The organism is Erwinia aphidicola, assembly GCF_024169515.1.
In the GTDB taxonomy this organism is placed as follows: Bacteria; Pseudomonadota; Gammaproteobacteria; order Enterobacterales; family Enterobacteriaceae; genus Erwinia; species Erwinia aphidicola.
In genome coordinates this window covers 3264165-3281204 of record NZ_JAMKCQ010000001.1, presented here as the reverse complement: position 1 = coordinate 3281204, position 17040 = coordinate 3264165, and the positions used below count along the sequence as shown (strand labels likewise).

16 protein-coding genes are annotated in these 17040 nt (G+C 56.7%); 8 read left to right on the top strand and 8 right to left on the bottom strand.

What is annotated here, in order from left to right; all coding sequences use genetic code 11:
- Positions 1 to 243: 243 nt before the first annotated feature.
- From J2Y91_RS15390 to mntR, 5 genes are all read right to left on the bottom strand, one after another.
- Entirely contained in the window at positions 244 to 1791 is a 1548-nt protein-coding gene (locus J2Y91_RS15390; protein ID WP_133624105.1) for an efflux transporter outer membrane subunit, read from the bottom strand.
- Between the two features lies 1 nt (position 1792).
- On the bottom strand, positions 1793 to 3361 hold the full coding sequence (locus J2Y91_RS15385) for a DHA2 family efflux MFS transporter permease subunit (RefSeq protein ID WP_048916601.1): 1569 nt from the start codon (positions 3359 to 3361) through the stop codon (positions 1793 to 1795).
- Positions 3358 to 4485 (bottom strand): HlyD family secretion protein, encoded by a 1128-nt coding sequence (locus J2Y91_RS15380; protein WP_133624106.1) that lies wholly within the window; start codon positions 4483 to 4485, stop codon positions 3358 to 3360. The genes J2Y91_RS15385 and J2Y91_RS15380 overlap by 4 nt, the downstream gene beginning before the upstream one ends.
- Before the next feature lie 171 nt (positions 4486 to 4656).
- Positions 4657 to 5772, bottom strand: a complete 1116-nt coding sequence (locus J2Y91_RS15375; protein WP_133624107.1) for an SLC13 family permease — start codon at positions 5770 to 5772, stop codon at positions 4657 to 4659.
- Positions 5773 to 5788: 16 nt separating this feature from the next.
- Positions 5789 to 6241 (bottom strand): manganese-binding transcriptional regulator MntR, encoded by a 453-nt coding sequence (mntR, locus tag J2Y91_RS15370; RefSeq protein WP_048916604.1) that lies wholly within the window; start codon positions 6239 to 6241, stop codon positions 5789 to 5791.
- 182 nt (positions 6242 to 6423) lie between these two features.
- Between mntR and J2Y91_RS23190 the strand changes: the two genes are divergently transcribed.
- Together J2Y91_RS23190 and J2Y91_RS15365 are read left to right on the top strand one after the other, a co-directional pair.
- Complete coding sequence (locus J2Y91_RS23190) at positions 6424 to 6531, top strand: hypothetical protein (protein WP_472776626.1); 108 nt, start codon at positions 6424 to 6426, stop codon at positions 6529 to 6531.
- 233 nt (positions 6532 to 6764) lie between these two features.
- A complete protein-coding gene (locus J2Y91_RS15365) occupies positions 6765 to 8345 on the top strand; it encodes a phosphoethanolamine transferase (RefSeq protein WP_133624108.1) in 1581 nt (526 codons plus the stop codon).
- 69 nt (positions 8346 to 8414) lie between these two features.
- Here J2Y91_RS15365 and ompX read toward each other — a convergent pair whose 3' ends face one another.
- Positions 8415 to 8924: an outer membrane protein OmpX gene (gene ompX / locus J2Y91_RS15360; RefSeq protein WP_048916606.1), complete on the bottom strand. Its 510-nt coding sequence runs from the start codon at positions 8922 to 8924 to the stop codon at positions 8415 to 8417.
- A gap of 363 nt (positions 8925 to 9287) precedes the next feature.
- Here ompX and rhtA point away from each other — a divergent pair, with 363 nt between their 5' ends.
- Positions 9288 to 10184 (top strand): threonine/homoserine exporter RhtA, encoded by an 897-nt coding sequence (gene rhtA / locus J2Y91_RS15355; protein ID WP_133624109.1) that lies wholly within the window; start codon positions 9288 to 9290, stop codon positions 10182 to 10184.
- Between the two features lie 362 nt (positions 10185 to 10546).
- Entirely contained in the window at positions 10547 to 11050 is a 504-nt protein-coding gene (dps, locus tag J2Y91_RS15350) for a DNA starvation/stationary phase protection protein Dps (protein ID WP_048916608.1), read from the top strand.
- Between the two features lie 209 nt (positions 11051 to 11259).
- Here the strand turns inward: dps and J2Y91_RS22995 are convergent, their stop codons facing one another.
- Positions 11260 to 11385 carry a hypothetical protein gene (locus J2Y91_RS22995; protein WP_290369425.1) on the bottom strand — a complete coding sequence of 42 codons (126 nt, stop codon included), beginning with the start codon at positions 11383 to 11385 and terminating at the stop codon, positions 11260 to 11262.
- 83 nt (positions 11386 to 11468) lie between these two features.
- Between J2Y91_RS22995 and glnH the strand changes: the two genes are divergently transcribed.
- The 4 genes from glnH to ybiO all read left to right on the top strand — a co-directional run bounded on the left by glnH (position 11469) and on the right by ybiO (position 16065).
- Entirely contained in the window at positions 11469 to 12215 is a 747-nt protein-coding gene (glnH, locus tag J2Y91_RS15345) for a glutamine ABC transporter substrate-binding protein GlnH (RefSeq protein ID WP_048916609.1), read from the top strand.
- A gap of 98 nt (positions 12216 to 12313) precedes the next feature.
- Positions 12314 to 12973: a glutamine ABC transporter permease GlnP gene (gene glnP / locus J2Y91_RS15340; protein ID WP_048916610.1), complete on the top strand. Its 660-nt coding sequence runs from the start codon at positions 12314 to 12316 to the stop codon at positions 12971 to 12973.
- The gene (gene glnQ / locus J2Y91_RS15335) at positions 12970 to 13692 is read left to right on the top strand and encodes a glutamine ABC transporter ATP-binding protein GlnQ (RefSeq protein WP_048916611.1); all 723 of its coding nucleotides are present in this window, start codon (positions 12970 to 12972) and stop codon (positions 13690 to 13692) included. The genes glnP and glnQ overlap by 4 nt, the downstream gene beginning before the upstream one ends.
- 120 nt (positions 13693 to 13812) lie before the next feature.
- On the top strand, positions 13813 to 16065 hold the full coding sequence (gene ybiO / locus J2Y91_RS15330; protein ID WP_133624110.1) for a mechanosensitive channel protein: 2253 nt from the start codon (positions 13813 to 13815) through the stop codon (positions 16063 to 16065).
- A 4-nt stretch (positions 16066 to 16069) separates the two neighbouring features.
- On the opposite strand, the gene rlmF is transcribed toward ybiO, so the two are convergent.
- A complete protein-coding gene (rlmF, locus tag J2Y91_RS15325) occupies positions 16070 to 16999 on the bottom strand; it encodes a 23S rRNA (adenine(1618)-N(6))-methyltransferase RlmF (protein WP_166643188.1) in 930 nt (309 codons plus the stop codon).
- Positions 17000 to 17040 lie beyond the last annotated feature (41 nt).

The window sequence follows — 17040 nt, the reverse complement described above, 5'->3', positions numbered from 1 at the left end:
GAGCTACGCGCGGCAAGGATAATTTGAGAACGTTTCATCTCATGTTTCATTATGGATTTTCGTTTCATTTGTAATCAGAAAAGACAGGAAGCCATCAGTGGCGGATAAAAATAAGCCACTTAATTAAGCGTCAAAGAAGGGGATTTAAGCAGGTTAGCCGGACGATGTTTTGTCCCGCAGAGACGAGGCATGCCCGACCGAAAAAAGCCGGGCGAGGCGTGCCTCGCCCCTACGGGAATGGGGTTACGGATTTTCCGCCGGGCCGAACACCGAATACTGCGGCAGATCGACGTCCTGATACGCTTCCCAGCCCCCGCCCAGTGCTTTATATAGCGCGACAAGATCGAGACTGCTCTGCACCCTCGCCTGTTCGGCCTGCTGCTGCGCCTGCGCCAGCTGGCGCTGCGCGTCCAACGCTTCGATAAACGTCGACAGCCCCTGACCGTAGCTGTCGCTGGCGAGCTTGAAGGTGTTCTGCAAGGCATCCACCGTATCGTCCAGCCCCTCAACCTGCTGCTGATCGCTGCGGTAGCTGACCAGCGCATTCTCTACATCCTGCAGTGCAGTCAGCACCGTCTGGCGGTAGCCCAGCGCCGCGCTGGCCTGCTGCGCGCGTGCCAGCTTGACGCTGGAGACCAGCCGCCCTCCCTGGAAAATTGGGATAGTGACCGACGGACCAAAGCTGTAGAAGTGGCTGCTCCAGTTATCCAGATAGCTGGCATCGCTGTTGCGCATGCCAAATTGTCCGGTCAGCGACAGGCTGGGGAACAGCTCCGCCACCGACACGCCAATATTGGCCGTTGCTGCGTGCAGGCTGGCTTCCGCCTGGCGCACGTCCGGGCGGCGGCGTGCCAGCTGTGACGGCACGCCAACCGGCACCGCTTTAGGCAGCGCAGGCAGCGGTTTGCTTGCCATCAGCTCGCTATCCAGCGCGCCGGGTACTCTGCCGGTCAGTACCGCCAGCCCGTTCATCGCCTGATGAATTTGAGCCTGATACTGCGGCAATTGTGCGCGCAGGGAGTTCAGCTGGGCGCGGGCATTCTCCACGTCGGTCTGCGGCGCCAGGCCGTTTTTCTGCTGGCTCTGCGTCAATTCCAGCGTCTGCTGCGCCACGTCAATCTGGGTTTGCAGCGTCTGCGTAATGGCCTGTGCGCCGCGCAGTTGCAGGTAGGCGCGCGCCACTTCCGCTTCTAACGACACCAGCGCATCGTTGCGATTTTCCACCGACTGCTGCTGCTGCGCGTCGGCCATCTCAACCTGGCGGCGCACTTTGCCCCACAGATCCAGCTCCCACGAGGCATCGAAGCTGCCCTGATATAACCCGACAGGTTTTGACAGGCTGTCGAGCGCCGGACGCAGATCGGTCTCCGTATTGGCCTGGTCAAGCTGGTCATAAACCCCTTCGGACTCCAGCTCACCCTTGATCCCCAGCTGCTGGCGGGTAAAGCGCGCATTACCGTTTACCGACGGTGCCCACGCGCCGCGCGCCTGATTCAGCTGCTGACGTGCCCCGGCAATGCGCAGCACCGCCTGTTGCAGACTGAGGTTACCTTTTATCGCCCGCTCGATCAGGCTGTCGAGCTGCGGATCGTTAAACGATTTCCACCAGTTGGGGTTAGTGGATGCCGCCAGCGGTCGAGAACCGCCTTCAGACTGCATGCTGTTAAAACTGCCCGGCGTAACCGGCTTCGGCGCCTGGTAATCTGGCCCCACCGCACAGGCGCCGAGCGCCAGCGTTGCCGCGACCAGCAGCGCGCTACGCGAGCGCATAAAAATGGAAGAAACGTTCATGTCAGTGTGCACCTGCACTGCCCTCGCTTTTGATTGGCGCCAGCAGTAAACAAAATGGAATGAGAACCAGGGCGAGGAGGCTCAGCCCCATAAACACATCGATATAGGCGAGGAACCGCGACTGCACGATCATCTGCTGATAGAGCTGGCCGGTGGCGATAGTCACCGGGTCACCGACCGTATGCGCAAAGTCCCTGACGCCCTGCGCCCAGCGTTCAACCGCCAGGTTAAACGGCTCATTGAGCGGGGTCATGTTATGCACCATCTCCGCACTGCGCGCCTGCGAGCGTTCGGTGATCATCGCGGTGGAGAGCGAAATACCGATCGATCCGGCAACGTTGCGGAACATCGTGAACAGCGCCGAGGCATCCGCATTCAGCTTTTGCGGAATGGTGACAAAGGCGATGGTGGTGAGCGGCACGAACAGGAAGCCCAGCCCGATAGTCTGGAAGCTGCGCATCAACACCAGCGTGGTGAAATCAATATTCGGGGTGAGCGTGGCCGAGTAGATAAACGACACGCATAGCAGCGTAAAGCCGAAGGCAATCAGCCAGCGCGTCTGGATAATCGGCATCAGCTTCAGCACCAGCGGGATCGACAGCACGATCAGCACCGCACCGGGCGACAGCACCAGCCCTGAGAGCGTGGCGGTATAGCCCAGATCCTGCTGCGCCAGCTGCGGGATCACCACCGAACTGCCGTAGAGGATCGCCGCCATGCCCGCCATCAGCAGGCTGGCAACCGCGAAGTTTTTATCCTTCAGCACGTGCAGGTCAACCACCGGTTTTTTGGCATACAGCAGCCAGTAGATCGCCCCGACAATGCCGGTCAGCGCCAGCAGGGCAAAGGTGACAATGAAGCTCGACTGGAACCAGTCTTCATCTTCGCCGCGATCCATCATCACCTGCAGACAGCCGAGGCCGAGGGTAATCAGGCTGATGCCGATATAGTCGACGCGCAGCTTGCCTTTGGCCCATTTCCGCTCCCACGGCGGATCTTCCAGCAGCTGGTAGATCGCCAGCACGCTAAGAATACCGACCGGGATGTTGATAAAGAACACCCAGCGCCAGCTGTAGTTATCGGTGATCCAGCCGCCGAGCGTCGGGCCGAGCACCGGCGCAACGATCACCGCGATCGATGACAGGCCAAACGCTTTACCCCGGTCGGCAGGCTTGAAATAGTCAAGCAAGACCGACTGCTGCACCGGCTGTAAGCCGCCGCCGAAGAAGCCCTGCAGCACGCGGAACAGGATGATCTGCCACAGCTCGGTGGCGATGCCGCAGAGGAACGAGCAGACGGTGAACATCACAATGCAGATCAGGAAGAACTGCTTGCGCCCGAGCAGTCGGCTGAGGAACGCCGAGATCGGCAGCACGATGCCGTTCGCCACCAGGTACGAGGTCAGCACCCAGGTTGATTCGTCATAGCTGGCCGACAGCGAACCTGCCACATGCGGCAGCGCCACGTTGACGATGGTGGTGTCGAGGATCTCCATGAACACCGCCAGCGTCACGGTCATCGCGACCAGCCACGGGTTACTGGCTGGTTTCCAGCTCTGGCCGGAACTCATTCCACCGTCACCTTCGGTTCAACCGACAGGCCAATCGGCAGCGGATGACTGGCATCCAGTCCCTTATCAATCACAATTTTCACCGGCACGCGCTGCACGATTTTCACGTAGTTGCCGGTGGCATTTTCAGACGGGAAGGCCGAGAAGCGTGAGCCGGAGCCCATCTGTACGCTGTCGACGTGCCCTTCCACTTTCATGTCCGGCCAGGCGTCGATGCCGATCTCCACTTTATCACCCGGCTTCATGCGTGCCAGCTGCGACTCTTTGAAGTTTGCCACAATCCAGGTATCGGCAGAGACCAGCGAGAATAGCGAAGAACCGGCCTGCACCAGCGTGCCGACCTGCACGTTACGCTTAGTGACGAAGCCATCATACGGCGCGCGCACTTCGGTGTAAGAGAGGTTGAGATTGGCGGTATTCAGCTGCGCCTGCGCCTGTTCTACCTGGCTCTGACGCGCTTCGACGTTGGTTTCCTGCTGGCGGATCTGCAATGCCACCTGCGAGGCCACTTCCACCTGGGCCTGGGCGTTCGTCAGCTCGGCACGGGCGCTGCGCAGCTGCGCGCTGGCGGCATCGATATTGCGCTGCGAGGTGGCACGCGGGTCAACGCCGCGCTGACGTTTATAGTCTTCCTGGGCGTTATTATAGTTAGCCTGCGCACGCGCCTGCTGTGCCAGCGCCTGGTCTTTCTGCGCCGGATACTGCACGCGGGCCAGCGCTAACTGCGCCTGCGCCTGATGCAGCTGCGCCTGTGCCAGACCGAGCTGCGCCTGCGCCTGTTCGCGCTGGGCAGTGGCGTCACGCGGGTCTATCACCACCAGCAGATCGCCCTTCTTCACCCGCTGGTTATCCTTCACCTTCAGCTCGGTGACATAGCCCGATGCTTTCGGGGCAATGGTCACTGCGTCCGCCTCGGTGAAGGCATCGTCAGTGGTTTCGATATTGCGGGTGGTGAGCCAGAAGAACAGCGCGACGATAACCATCACCACCACGACCACCGCCAGAATAATCAGTGGCTTCTTGCCGGGGCTTTTGCGCGGTGTCTCATCGTCCTGCGGGTGGTCATTTTGCTGCTGGTTTTCATCATCGGGAACGGAAGGTGTCTGATTAGCCATAATATCCATCAATCAAAAGGCGGTACGAAACCGTAGCCGCAATTATCTACGCAAGGCTGTGTCCCGCAGTGGATCGTGGTCCGAAGGACTGGGGCACAATTACGGAGCAAAGCCTCTATAACGATAGAGGCTAAATTGACAAATGCCAGGCTTTCTTGACGAATACAGATTTGCCTGAGGTCAGGCCGCACGAATTACCATAAGCAGAATCCATCCACTCGCCAGCGCCCAGGCCAGCATCGGCAGAGAGTAGAGGTGGAAGTGCCACCAGATAGTGCGATCTTTCGCCATACGCAGCGCAATCAGATTCGCCAGCGAACCCGGCAGCAGCCCGAAGCCACCGATATTGACCGCCCAGGCCAGCAGCAGAGAAGGCGGCAGACTGCTAAGCAGCAAGATGGTGGCCGGTACGTTGCTGATAACCTGCGACAGCCCGGCGGCCAGCAGATATTGCCCGCCGTGGGAGAGCTGCCCCACGGAGGCTAATGCGCTCTGCAGCACCGGCAGGCGGGTGAGCAGGAACACGTCAATAAACATGGCGATAAACACCACCAGCAGGCTCCAGTCGATGCTGAGCAGGATGCGGCGCGACAGCAGCAGGAAGCTGACAAACACCAGCAGCAGTCCCCAGGCAGCCACATCCAGCTCCAGTGCCACGATAAACAGCACATAGAGCAGCGCGCTTGCCACCAGCAGCCGGCGTTGCCAGGAAGCGTCTTCCTGCCCGGCATGGCGCTCGATTCTCTTTGGCGGGAAACAGATAGCGGTCAGCAGCAGCAGGCTCAGCACCAGCCACGCTGCCAGCGGCAGCATCTGCCAGATAAAACCGGCGAATCCCAGCTCGCCGTGGCGCCATAACAGGATGTTTTGCGGGTTACCGATCGGCGTCAGCAGCGAACCGGCGTTGACCGCCAGCGCTTCAAAGATGATCAGCCGGGCAATCGGCAGTGCGGAGTATTTGCGCAGCGATAAGGTCAGCGGCACCAGGATAAACAGTGCCACGTCATTGGTCAGAAAGGTGGACAGCAGCGCGGCGGCAGCAACCAGAAACAGCGCCAGCTGGCGCTGATGGTGAAAGCCCTGCACCAGTCGGCGCCCCAGCACATCGAAATAGCCGCTGGCTTCGATGCCTTTGGTCAGCATCAGCAGGCCGCACAGGGTCACCATGGTAGGCCAGTCAACGGCACGCGGCAGTTCGGCCAGTTTAAAAGGAACGAAGCAGGCCAGCAGCAGGCCCAGAACCACTAACAAATGCAGAAATCGATCGTGCAAAAAAGGTCTGAGCAGTGAGGTCATGCTGGCGCACCTGGCGTTATTGACGGCTTTCGCTGAATTTTTGGAATATTGCCAGCGTCTCATCGCTGACGTGATGTTCGATACCTTCCGCATCGCGGCGCGCCGTATCCGGGCTGATGCCTAAGGCCAGCAGGAAAGATTCGACGATATGATGGCGTTCGCGGCTCTCTTCAGCCAGCGTTTCACCTTCCGGCGTCAAAAAGACGCCGCGATAAGGCACCTGTTCTACCAGGCCTACGGTAGCAAGGCGCTTAAGCATTTTTGCCACGGTGGGCTGTGACACGCCCAGGCGGGCGGCCATATCGACCTGGCGAGCTTCGCCAAACTCCCGAATCAAATCTGAGATGAGTTCAACATAGTCATCGATCAGCTCACGACGATGTGCTTCACGTACCTGGCGGAAGCCTTCGACATGCTCTTCGATATCTTTCAGTGGCGCGGGCACTGCAACTTTTGCGCGACGACTCATTCAGCTTCCTCTTGTTCTTATCCACTACGACTATAACCCTGCCGCAGCGGTCATTGGTGGCACATTGTAAACGAACCACTGAGAAGCACAAAATTTAGCGTAATAGCACTGGTTAAGAGTTATAGCCTGTGCTATACCTGTAGATAATTCACTCATATCCTGACTGACCGGAGGGCCATCAGATGAAATTACCCCTAATCCTGAAATTATTTAGCCGCTCGCCGTTTACGCTGCGCTTAATGCTGCTGGAAATGTTGACGCATCCGAAGCCTGGTCCCCAGGCTTCTTAAAACCCGCAGACGCTGCCCTTCACTATTTTGTTTGCTGCTTCACAGAACGTATTGATATTGCTGGTTGCCTTTATTCAAAACAGCGATTATCTTGCCAGCCTTTCGTAAAGAGTGCAGGCAGTCGGGCCCCCCCCTCCTCCTTATCTTCTGATGTCTTACGAGCTGTATCGGCAGTCAGTGGCTTCGGTGTGCATCGAAGCGGCCGCTTTGGAATGACCTGATAAGAACCCATAATGAACCTGACCTTAATTAAAACTGCGACGGCGGTGCGTTACCGTGCGTGGCTTAGCCCGTATATTGGGCTGTATCTGCTGTTGTCCGTCCTGATCAATCTGTCTTTTGGCTACCCGCTTAGCGGCCTTTACAGCCTGGCATTTTGCGCGCTGCTGATGCTGCTGGCAGCAGTTGCGCCCAGAGCGCAGAAGTGCCTGATTGCTATCGCTGCGCTGCTTGCCGGATTTTACTACCCATTTGGCCAGGTTTATGGCCCGCCGAACTTCAATACCCTACTGTCACTGCACGCCACTAACGCTGAAGAAACCAGTGAGATCCTGGCCATCTTCCCGCTGCACGACTATCTGATTGGGCTGGCTATTCTGGCGCTGGGTCTCGTCGCGCTATGGCGTAAACCGATGCCAGCGCAAGGCTGGAGCCATAAGGAGAGCGCCTGCCTGGCATTTGTCGTGGTGGCATGGCTGACCCAGCCGCTGCTCAACCAGATGACCGGCGGCGTGTTCAACCTGAAAGACACCGGTATTCCGCTGGCGCGCTTCGTTAAAGACACCGTGGAGAGCAAGTTGTCGGTCGACAAAGAGATCGACCGCATGAACCAGCTGGCAACGCTGAAAGATGACTGGCACGTGACCGCGGTAAAGCCGCACCAGCAGATCTACGTGGTGGTGATCGGTGAAAGCGCCCGCCGCGATGCGCTGGGCGCGTTCGGTGGCCGCTGGGACAACACGCCGTTCGCCAGCCAGCTCAACGGGCAGTTTTTCACCCACTACAGCGCTGCGGCCTCATCCACGCAAAAGTCTCTCGGCCTGACGTTGACTCAGGTCGTGGGCGGTAAGCCGGAATATCAGAACAATATTATTACGCTGGCTAACCGCGCCGGATTCGATACCTGGTGGCTCTCCAACCAGGGGCAAATTGGCCAGTTCGATACCCCGATTGCCAGCATTGCCCGCCGGGCAAAAACGGTGCACTTTTTGAAAGATGGGGATTTCGAAGCGGATAAAGCCACGCGCGATGAGGACCTGCTGAAGTACACCCCTGAGGCGCTTGCCCGCCCGGTGGATCGCCCGCGCCTGCTGGTTTATCACCTGGTTGGCTCGCATCCGAAAGCCTGCGACCGCACGCGCGGCCGTTACGTAGAACGCCTGCACTCGCTGGAAACCTCCTGTTATCTCTACAGCATCACCCAGACCGACGGTTTTCTGCAGCAGCTGTGGCAACAGCTGCACAGCAGCGGCCTGAGCTTCTCCCTGATCTATTTTTCCGATCACGGGCTGGCACTGAAGGAGAAAGGGACGCGCAATGAGTATCTGACTCATGACGATAAGTATCGCCAGAATTTTGAGGTACCGCTGTTTATCACTTCCAGCGACGACAGCCGACACCAGCTGATCCCTGCTGCACGTTCGGCAAATGATTTCCTGCTGCTGTTCTCCCAGTGGAGCGGCATCCAGGCGCGGGAAATTGCGCCGGGCTATCGGTTTGTTTCCGCTGATAAAGCGCCGCCGATTGAAGTGACCAACTTCAAGCTTCAGCGCCTGCCGTTCAGCCAGCTTCAGCAGGATCCGTTCGGAAAATAGAAAAAAAAATCCGCCCCTTGGGGCGGATTCTTCAGCGCTGAACCGGTAAACGGTTCTGGCGGTGACAACTTAGAAGCTGTAACCTACGCCAGCAGTCCAGGTGCCAACGTCAACGCTGCGGATACGGCTCTGCTCGTAGCCCACGTCCAGAGCGATGTCCTGGATTGGGTTGAACTGCAGGCCAGCACCGTAGGAGAAACCTACGTCGCTTGAATCAGATTTTTCACGGTTTGGTTCGTTGTACTGGTATTTACCGTAGCCGATACCTACAACGCCGTAGATGCTTGCCCAGTCGTTCAGACGGTAAGCTGGACCACCAGTGATGCCGTAGTACTGGCCCTTGATGTAGTCGCCTGCGTCAGTACGATCTTTCTCTGTGTAAGTGAAAGAGCCGATGTAGCCCAGAGCATCGCTGCCGTTTTCGTAGCGGTACTTCAGGTTGAAGCCGTTAGCTTTGTTAGCAACGCCCTGATAGTCGCTCTGCGCATAACCAGCAGAAACGGTGCTTTTTGCCATTGCTGAACCAGCAGATACTGCCAGAACGCAAGCCAGTGCTGAAAGACATGCAATTTTTTTCATAAACCACCTCAAATGTGAAAGTACTTCTCTCCTGACAACGCTGAAAATATAACAAAAAACAGCAAGAAACTCTGCCCTGATTTCATTGTCTAATGAAAAGTTTGGTGTAACAGAAAGTTAATGATGCAATGTATGTCATTCTTTTTACTTATGATTATCACCAAATCCTGCCGGGCAATTATCACTGTAAAAAAAGGTTCATTGAGATAATTCCTAATTGATTTTGACATTTCTTTACCAGAATGGCCCTATTTTCACCCTTTCCTGACAATTTTTTTGCCCGCTCACAGCGTTTTTTTTCGCCTTACAGTACACTGAGGCCGTCATTTTCATGTCACGGATCAACAAAGGCTGGAATACAGGATGTCCTTAACTCATGCAAAGCACGCTGTCTGGTTACCGGTTCTGGTACTCATCATTGCAATGACTTCGATTCAGGGAGGCGCCGCGCTGGCGAAAACCCTGTTTCCGACCGTGGGCGCGCCGGGTATCACTGCGCTGCGACTTGGGCTGGGCACCCTGATACTGTGCCTGATTTTCAAACCCTGGCGCCTGCGATTCAGCCGCAGCCAGCTGGTACCGCTGGCAATCTATGGTCTGGCGCTCGGCGGGATGAATTATAGCTTTTATCTGGCGATCCGCACCGTTCCCCTCGGCATTGCCGTGGCGCTGGAGTTCACCGGTCCGCTGGTGCTGGCGCTGATGGGTTCGCGCCGACCGCTGGATTTTATCTGGGTGGCGCTGGCGGTGGTCGGCCTTTACTTCTTACTGCCAATCGGCCACGACATCGGAAGTGTTGATCCACAAGGGGCGTTGCTGGCCCTCACCGCGGGCGCACTGTGGGCGCTGTATATCCTTGCCGGGCAGCGGGCGGGCAGTCAGCACGGACCAGCCACCGTCGCGGCGGGGTCGCTGATTGGTTCACTGGTGTTTGTTCCGCTCGGGCTGATTTATGCCAACCCCGGGGTCTGGACGCTCTCTTTAATTCCGATTGGCCTGGCGATAGCCGTGCTCTCCAGCGCCCTGCCCTACTCGCTGGAAATGGTGGCCCTGACGCGCCTGCCGGCTAAAACGTTCGGGACGTTAATGAGCCTGGAACCGGCGATGGCGGCCATTTCGGGCATGCTGTTTTTGGGTGAGGTTCTGAGCCTGGTACAGTGGCTGGCGCTGCTGGCTATCATTGCCGCCTCGGCGGGCTCTACCCTGACCATGCGCCCGTCGAAGCAAAAAATCGACCCGGTCAGTGAGCTAAGAGAATAAACGGTTCTCACCTGCTGGTATAATCGCTGTCGGGTGAGAATTATCTTATTAGTTAATAACAAAATACCCTCAGGTGAATAAAAGGTTAATTACTCCTCTCTGACATATTTTGTTATCCTTTCAATTAAAAAATAACCCCAATAACGCAAATTAAATTAAAATCATTATAAAACAGCAAGATAAAACCAGAATAACAATGAAAATCATTCTTATCCTTATTTAAAAAAGGACCTGTTTACGTTTATTTAGTCAACAGCGTGCTGCTATCCCATCAATAGGCGCTAACTTCCGAGCAGGCCTTAAAAGCGGTGCTATACTTAATCCCGTATTTAGGACAACCTGGCTATTAAGAGGATATTAATATGAGTACCGCTAAACTGGTCAAAGCAAAATCTTCCGATCTGATTTACACCCGTAACGACGTGGCTGAAGACGAGAAAAAAGCCACTATCGAGGTGCTTAATCGTCTGGTTACCGAGTTTATCGATCTGTCGCTGATCACCAAGCAGGCGCACTGGAACATGCGTGGCGCGAACTTTATCGGCGTGCATGAGATGCTGGATGGATTCCGCACCGCAATTACCGAGCACCAGGATACCATTGCAGAACGTGTGGTGCAGTTAGGTGGCGTGGCGCTGGGCACAGTGCAGATCGTGAAGGATAAAACTCCGCTGAAAAGCTACCCGCTGAATATTCACAGCGTGCAGGATCACCTGAAAGCGCTGGCTGACCGCTACGCAGTGGTTGCTAACGATACGCGCAAAGCGATTAGCGAAGTGCCGGATGAAGACACCGCCGATATCTTCACCGCGGCCTCTCGCGACCTCGATAAGTTCCTGTGGTTTATCGAATCTAACATCGAATAATTCCGTTACTGCGCCCTGTCCGGCGCAGCTTTTGGAAACCCTGAACCCCAAAGCAGCTGCCGCGTCAGCTGCTTTTTTTTTACCCACCGCTCACAGCAGCTGCCCGGCAAATTGAGCGCTTCTCCCCCCTTTTCAGGTTAAAAATCAGAACTCCATAGCAATAAATTGTTACCGTGCGACATTATCTGTTGTCTTTATCCGATAATTTGTTAAAACTGCCCTGCACCACAAAAAACATCACGCACCAAAATAAGGCACCAAAAGAGTGCAACAGCCTGAATCGTATCAGCTGCTTTAAGAAAAATCGCAATTAACCCGCTGTTTTTCATCGTCATTGCAAACCTGGCACGATTCTTCCATAGGGCTGCGGGCATTTAATTGGGAAAGACCTTTCCTGAAAAGCGATAAGGATAAAATGATGAAGTCAATTTTTAAGGTTTCACTTGCCGCGCTGACGCTGGCATTTGCTATGTCTTCCACAGCCGCCGACAAAAAGCTGGTCGTTGCTACCGACACCGCTTTCGTCCCTTTTGAATTCAAACAGGGTGACAAGTATGTCGGTTTCGACATCGACCTGTGGGATGCCATCGCGAAGCAGCTGAATATGGAATACACCCTGAAGCCAATGGATTTCAGCGGCATTATTCCTGCACTGCAAACCCGTAATGTTGACCTTGCGCTGGCCGGTATCACCATTACTGACGAACGTAAGAAAGCGATCGAATTCTCCGACGGTTATTACAAAAGCGGCCTGCTGTTGATGGTGCGTGCCGATAACGACAAAGTGAAAAGCATCAAAGACATGGAAGGCAAAGTGCTGGCAGTGAAAAGCGGCACCGGTTCGGTTGATTACGCAAAAGAGCACATCAAAACCAAAGAGCTGAGTCAGTTCCCGAACATTGACAACGCCTATATGGAGCTCGGTATTGGCCGTGCTGACGGCGTGCTGCACGATACGCCAAATATCCTCTATTACATCCATACCGCTGGTAAAGGTAAGTTCAAAACCGTCGGTGACTCTATTGAAGCACAGCAGTACGGTATCGCGTTCCCGAAAGGCAGCGACGACCTGCGTGAAAAAGTGAACGGCGCGCTGAAAACGCTGCGCGACAACGGCACTTACAACACACTGTACAAAAAATGGTTCGGCAGCGAACCTAAATAATTATAAAAACAGCTTTTAGCTTAAACGCAGAGAACGGGATTTCTGCCTCTGCGTTTTTTCCACTTCAACAAAAATGGTTTTAGATCCGGAGAATTAACATGCAGTTTGACTGGAGCGCCATCTGGCCTGCTATTCCAATCCTGCTTGAAGGCGCCAAAATGACCCTGTGGATTTCGGTCCTGGGCCTGCTGGGCGGCGTGATTATCGGCCTGGCCGCTGGCTTTGCCCGCGCTTACGGTGGCTGGATTTCACGTAACATCGCGCTGGTCTTTATCGAGCTGATCCGTGGCACCCCGATTGTGGTGCAGGTGATGTTTATCTATTTTGCTCTGCCTATGGCACTGCCTGACTTCAGAATCGATGCGTTGACCGCTGCAGTGGTCACGATCATGATCAACTCCGGCGCCTACATCGCGGAAATTACCCGTGGTGCGGTGCTGTCGATCAACCGTGGCTTCCGTGAAGCCGGTCTGGCACTGGGCCTCTCCAGCCGCGAGACGCTGCGCTACGTGATTATGCCGCTGGCGCTGCGCCGCATGCTGCCACCGCTGGGTAACCAGTGGATTGTCAGCATCAAAGACACCTCGCTGTTTATCGTCATTGGCGTGGCGGAACTGACCCGTCAGGGCCAGGAAATTATTGCCGGTAACTTCCGCGCGCTGGAGATCTGGAGCGCCGTTGCCGTTATTTATCTGATTATTACGCTGGTGCTGAGCTTTGTTCTGCGTCGCCTTGAGAGAAGGATGAAAATCCTGTGATTGAATTTAAAAACGTATCCAAGCACTTCGGTGCTACCCAGGTGCTGCACAACATCGATCTGAAAATCAATCAGGGTGAAGTGGTGGTGATTATCGGGCCATCCGGCTCCGGTAAATCTACGCTGCTGCGCTGCATTAACAAGCTGGAAGAGATCACCAGCGGCGATCTGATCGTCGATGGCAAAAAGGTTAACGATCCAAAAGTTGATGACCGCCTGATCCGTCAGGAAGCCGGGATGGTATTCCAGCAGTTCCATCTGTTCCCACAGATGAGCGCGCTGGATAACGTCGCCTTTGGCCCTATCCGCGTGCGCGGCACGAAGAAAGCCGAAGCCCAGCGCCTGGCGCGTGAGCTGTTGGGCAAAGTCGGGCTGGCCGAGCGCGCCAACCACTTCCCTTCCGAGCTTTCCGGTGGTCAGCAGCAGCGCGTGGCGATTGCCCGTGCGCTGGCGGTTAAACCGAAGATGATGCTGTTTGATGAGCCAACCTCGGCCCTCGACCCGGAGCTGCGCCACGAGGTGCTGAAAGTGATGCAGGACCTCGCCGAAGAAGGCATGACGATGGTGATCGTCACGCACGAAGTGGGCTTCGCCCAGAAAGTGGCTTCGCGCCTGATCTTTATCGATAAGGGCCGCATCGCCGAGGATGGTAATCCTGACGAGTTGATCAGCAACCCGCCAAGCGACCGTCTGCGTGAGTTCCTGCAGCACGTGTCGTAATCTGTTCAGGGGCGGCGCCCGCTGCCCCTGCTTTCAATTTATCGCAAAATGCCCTCTTCCTCCCCCACCCGATAATCAGGGTCTATACTTTTCTGCTTTGCGCTACCCGAGGAGAAGAGGATGACAGGATTCGCCAGCACGCTGCGTATCACATTGCTGCTGCTGCTGTTTATCGGTGTGCCGCAGTCACAGGCCGTCAGCCTGCCCGCCGCCGCCGTTGCCGCTTCACACTCCCAGCAGAACAGCGATAATCAGTCCGAGCCGGATCTTAATGATAAAAAAGCCGCCTATGCTGCGCTGGCAAATATTCTCGCTGACGACCCGTCGCGCCAGGAGCTTATTGCACAGTTGCGAAACGCCGCTGCCGCGCAGCCATCGGGCAAAGCGCCGGTGCTCACGCCCCCGAAAGAGGATGAAGATAAAACCGTGTTGCAGGGCGTCACCGACGTCAGCCGCCACTTTGGCGCCGAGTTTGCCTCACGCCTGCAGCAGCTGCACAGCAGCATCGTTAATGCCCCGCATAAGCCCTTTAATCATCAGACATTTTTCAACGCCCTGAGCCATTTCGCCATGCTGGCGGGCGCGCTATTTACGTTCTACTGGCTGGTGCGCTGGGCGGTCTCCCCGCTGTACCGCCGCATGGGCGCGTGGGGGCGGCAGAAGAATGCCGACCGCCGCAGCTGGCTGCACCTGCCGGGGATGATTGCCGCGGCCTTTATCATCGACCTGCTGCTGCTGGCGCTGGCGCTGGTCGTCGGGCAGATCCTCAGTGACAATATGAATGCCGGGAGCCGCACCATCGCCTATCAGCAGGGGCTGTTCCTTAACGCCTTTGCGCTCATTGAATTCTTCAAGGCCATCCTGCGCCTGATGTTCTGCCCGCGCTTTCCCGAGCTGCGCTTCTTCCACCTCTCCGACGGCCGCGCTCACTACTGGAATACGCGCCTGAGCTGGTTGAGCGGGCTGATTGGTTATGGCCTGCTGGTGATTGTGCCGATTGTGGCGAATCAGGTGAACGTGCAGGTTGCAGCGCTGGTTAACGTGGCGATCATGGGGCTGATCACCCTGTGGGCGCTGTATCTGATTTTCCATAACCGGCGCAATATCCAGCAGGCGCTGGCGCGTCTGGCAGACCGCTCGCTCTCTTTCTTTGCGCTGTTTATCCGTGCGTTTGCGCTGGTGTGGCACTGGCTGGCGAGCGCCTACTTTATTGCGCTGTTCCTGTTTTCAATGTTCAACCCTGGCGACAGCCTGCAGTTTATGATGGCCGCCACAGTGCGCTCGCTGGCGATTGTCGGCATCGGCGCGCTGGTTTCCGGCATGCTGACGCGCTGGATTGGCAAAACTATCGTGCTCTCCCCGGAGCTGCGGCGTAACTACCCCGAGCTGCAAAGCCGGGTCAACGGTTGGGTGTCGGCAATGCTCAAGCTGGCGCGCGTGATCACCGTGTTTGCCGTCACCCTGCTGCTGCTTAATGCCTGGAACCTGTTTGATCTGTGGCACTGGCTGACGGTCGGCGCGGGCGAGAAGCTGGTGGATATTCTGATCCGCATCGTGGTGATCCTGTTCTTCTCCGCCGTGGGCTGGACGCTGCTGGCCAGCATGATCGAAAGCCGGCTGGCGTCTGACTCGCACGGGCGGCCGATGCCGAGCGCCCGCGCGCGTACCCTGCTGACGCTGTTCCGTAATGCGCTGGCGGTAATTATCAGTACCATCACCATCATGATCCTGCTGTCGGAGATTGGCGTGAATATCGCCCCGCTGCTGGCAGGGGCCGGGGCGCTGGGCCTGGCCGTGTCGTTTGGTTCGCAGACGCTGGTGAAGGATATTATTACCGGCATCTTTATCCAGTTCGAGAATGGCATGAATACCGGCGATCTGGTGACCATTGGCGCCATCACCGGCACCGTGGAGCGCATGTCTATCCGCTCGGTCGGCGTGCGTCAGGATACCGGGGCTTACCATATTATCCCGTGGTCTTCGATTACCACCTTTGCCAACTTCGTGCGCGGCATCGGTTCGTTTGTCGCCAACTATGATGTTGACCGTCGTGAAGAGGCTGAAAAGGTGAACGCCACGCTGCAGGCGGCGGTGAAGGAGCTGCTGGAAGACGAGAGCATTCGCGGTATGGTGATCGGCGAGCCGTCATTTGCCGGGCTGGTCGGGCTGACCAATCAGTCATTTACCGTGCGCGTGTCGTTTACTACTCAACCACTGAAGCAGTGGACGGTGCGTTTCGCGCTGGATGGCATGGTGAAGAAGCACTTTGATAAGGCAGGCATTAAGGCACCGCACCAGACGGTGCAGGTGATGCAGAGCGGGGTCGATATTGAAGGTGCCGCCAGTTATCAAGCACTGACGGCACCGGAGTAAGGCATTATTTGCTGAGTAACTTAGTGCGCTGTGGCTGTTCCATAAAAGTCCAGGCAATAAAGCGGCTCTGCTTCTGCCCCTGCGCCATATCAATGGTGCGCACGGCGGCGACGTCGGCCTCCTCCAGCGCACGCCACAGCTCCGGCAGGTGCTCTTTGCGCGATACCAGCGTGGTGAACCACACGCACTGGCGGGCAAAGCTGACGCTCTCCTCGATCATGCGCAGGATAAAGGCCACTTCGCCACCTTCGCACCACAGTTCGTCCTGCTGGCCGCCGAAGTTGAGCGGGGATTTACGGTCCAGGCCGAGGTTGCGCAGCTTACGCTGGCTGCCCTGATGCGCCTCTTCCGCCGAGGCGTGGAACGGCGGGTTACACAGCGTGGCCTGATAGAAGTCACTTTTGTGGATCACGCCGTTGAAGATCGCTTTGGGGTCTTTCTGGCGGCGCAGACGGATAGCGCGATTCAGGCCCGGATTCGCGGCAATAATGCCGTTAGCGCCGGCCATCGCCTGCTCGTTCACTTCGCTGCCGGTAAAGCGCCACTGGTATTCACTGTGGCCAATCAGCGGGTAGATCAGGTTGGCGCCGCAGCCGACGTCCAGCACGTTAATTTCACGCGGCACCACGCGGCGGTTATCTTCCGCCAGCAGGTCGGCCAGGTGGTGGATGTAGTCAGCGCGCCCCGGCACCGGCGGGCAGAGAAAACCCGGTGGGATATCCCAGTGGGCGATGCCGTAAAAATGGTGCAGCAGCGCCTGATTCAGCGCCTTCACCGCGTCCGGGTTGGCGAAGTCGATTGACTCGCTGCCCCAGTTGTTGACCGCCACAAACGGTGCCAGCGGGGGATGGCTGGCAATCAGCGCAGCGAAATCATAGCGGCCGCTGTGGCGGTTACGCGGGTGAAGCACATTTTTTTCGACGGGGGTTTTCATTGGCGGCTCTCTTATCGGCAGGCGCGTAAGATACCTGCTGT

What these genes read in the sequence shown, in the direction of transcription:
- J2Y91_RS15385 (WP_048916601.1), bottom strand. Translation starts at nt 3,361, where the DNA reads ATGAGTTCCGGCCAGAGCTGGAAACCAGCCAGTAACCCGTGGCTGGTC.
- dps (WP_048916608.1), top strand. Translation starts at nt 10,547, where the DNA reads ATGAGTACCGCTAAACTGGTCAAAGCAAAATCTTCCGATCTGATTTAC.
- J2Y91_RS15375 (WP_133624107.1), bottom strand. Translation starts at nt 5,772, where the DNA reads ATGACCTCACTGCTCAGACCTTTTTTGCACGATCGATTTCTGCATTTG.
- J2Y91_RS22995 (WP_290369425.1), bottom strand. Translation starts at nt 11,385, where the DNA reads ATGACGATGAAAAACAGCGGGTTAATTGCGATTTTTCTTAAAGCAGCT.
- glnH (WP_048916609.1), top strand. Translation starts at nt 11,469, where the DNA reads ATGAAGTCAATTTTTAAGGTTTCACTTGCCGCGCTGACGCTGGCATTT.
- J2Y91_RS15390 (WP_133624105.1), bottom strand. Translation starts at nt 1,791, where the DNA reads ATGAACGTTTCTTCCATTTTTATGCGCTCGCGTAGCGCGCTGCTGGTC.
- mntR (WP_048916604.1), bottom strand. Translation starts at nt 6,241, where the DNA reads ATGAGTCGTCGCGCAAAAGTTGCAGTGCCCGCGCCACTGAAAGATATC.
- glnP (WP_048916610.1), top strand. Translation starts at nt 12,314, where the DNA reads ATGCAGTTTGACTGGAGCGCCATCTGGCCTGCTATTCCAATCCTGCTT.
- ybiO (WP_133624110.1), top strand. Translation starts at nt 13,813, where the DNA reads ATGACAGGATTCGCCAGCACGCTGCGTATCACATTGCTGCTGCTGCTG.
- rhtA (WP_133624109.1), top strand. Translation starts at nt 9,288, where the DNA reads ATGTCCTTAACTCATGCAAAGCACGCTGTCTGGTTACCGGTTCTGGTA.
- J2Y91_RS15365 (WP_133624108.1), top strand. Translation starts at nt 6,765, where the DNA reads ATGAACCTGACCTTAATTAAAACTGCGACGGCGGTGCGTTACCGTGCG.
- J2Y91_RS23190 (WP_472776626.1), top strand. Translation starts at nt 6,424, where the DNA reads ATGAAATTACCCCTAATCCTGAAATTATTTAGCCGCTCGCCGTTTACG.
- J2Y91_RS15380 (WP_133624106.1), bottom strand. Translation starts at nt 4,485, where the DNA reads ATGGATATTATGGCTAATCAGACACCTTCCGTTCCCGATGATGAAAAC.
- ompX (WP_048916606.1), bottom strand. Translation starts at nt 8,924, where the DNA reads ATGAAAAAAATTGCATGTCTTTCAGCACTGGCTTGCGTTCTGGCAGTA.
- rlmF (WP_166643188.1), bottom strand. Translation starts at nt 16,999, where the DNA reads ATGAAAACCCCCGTCGAAAAAAATGTGCTTCACCCGCGTAACCGCCAC.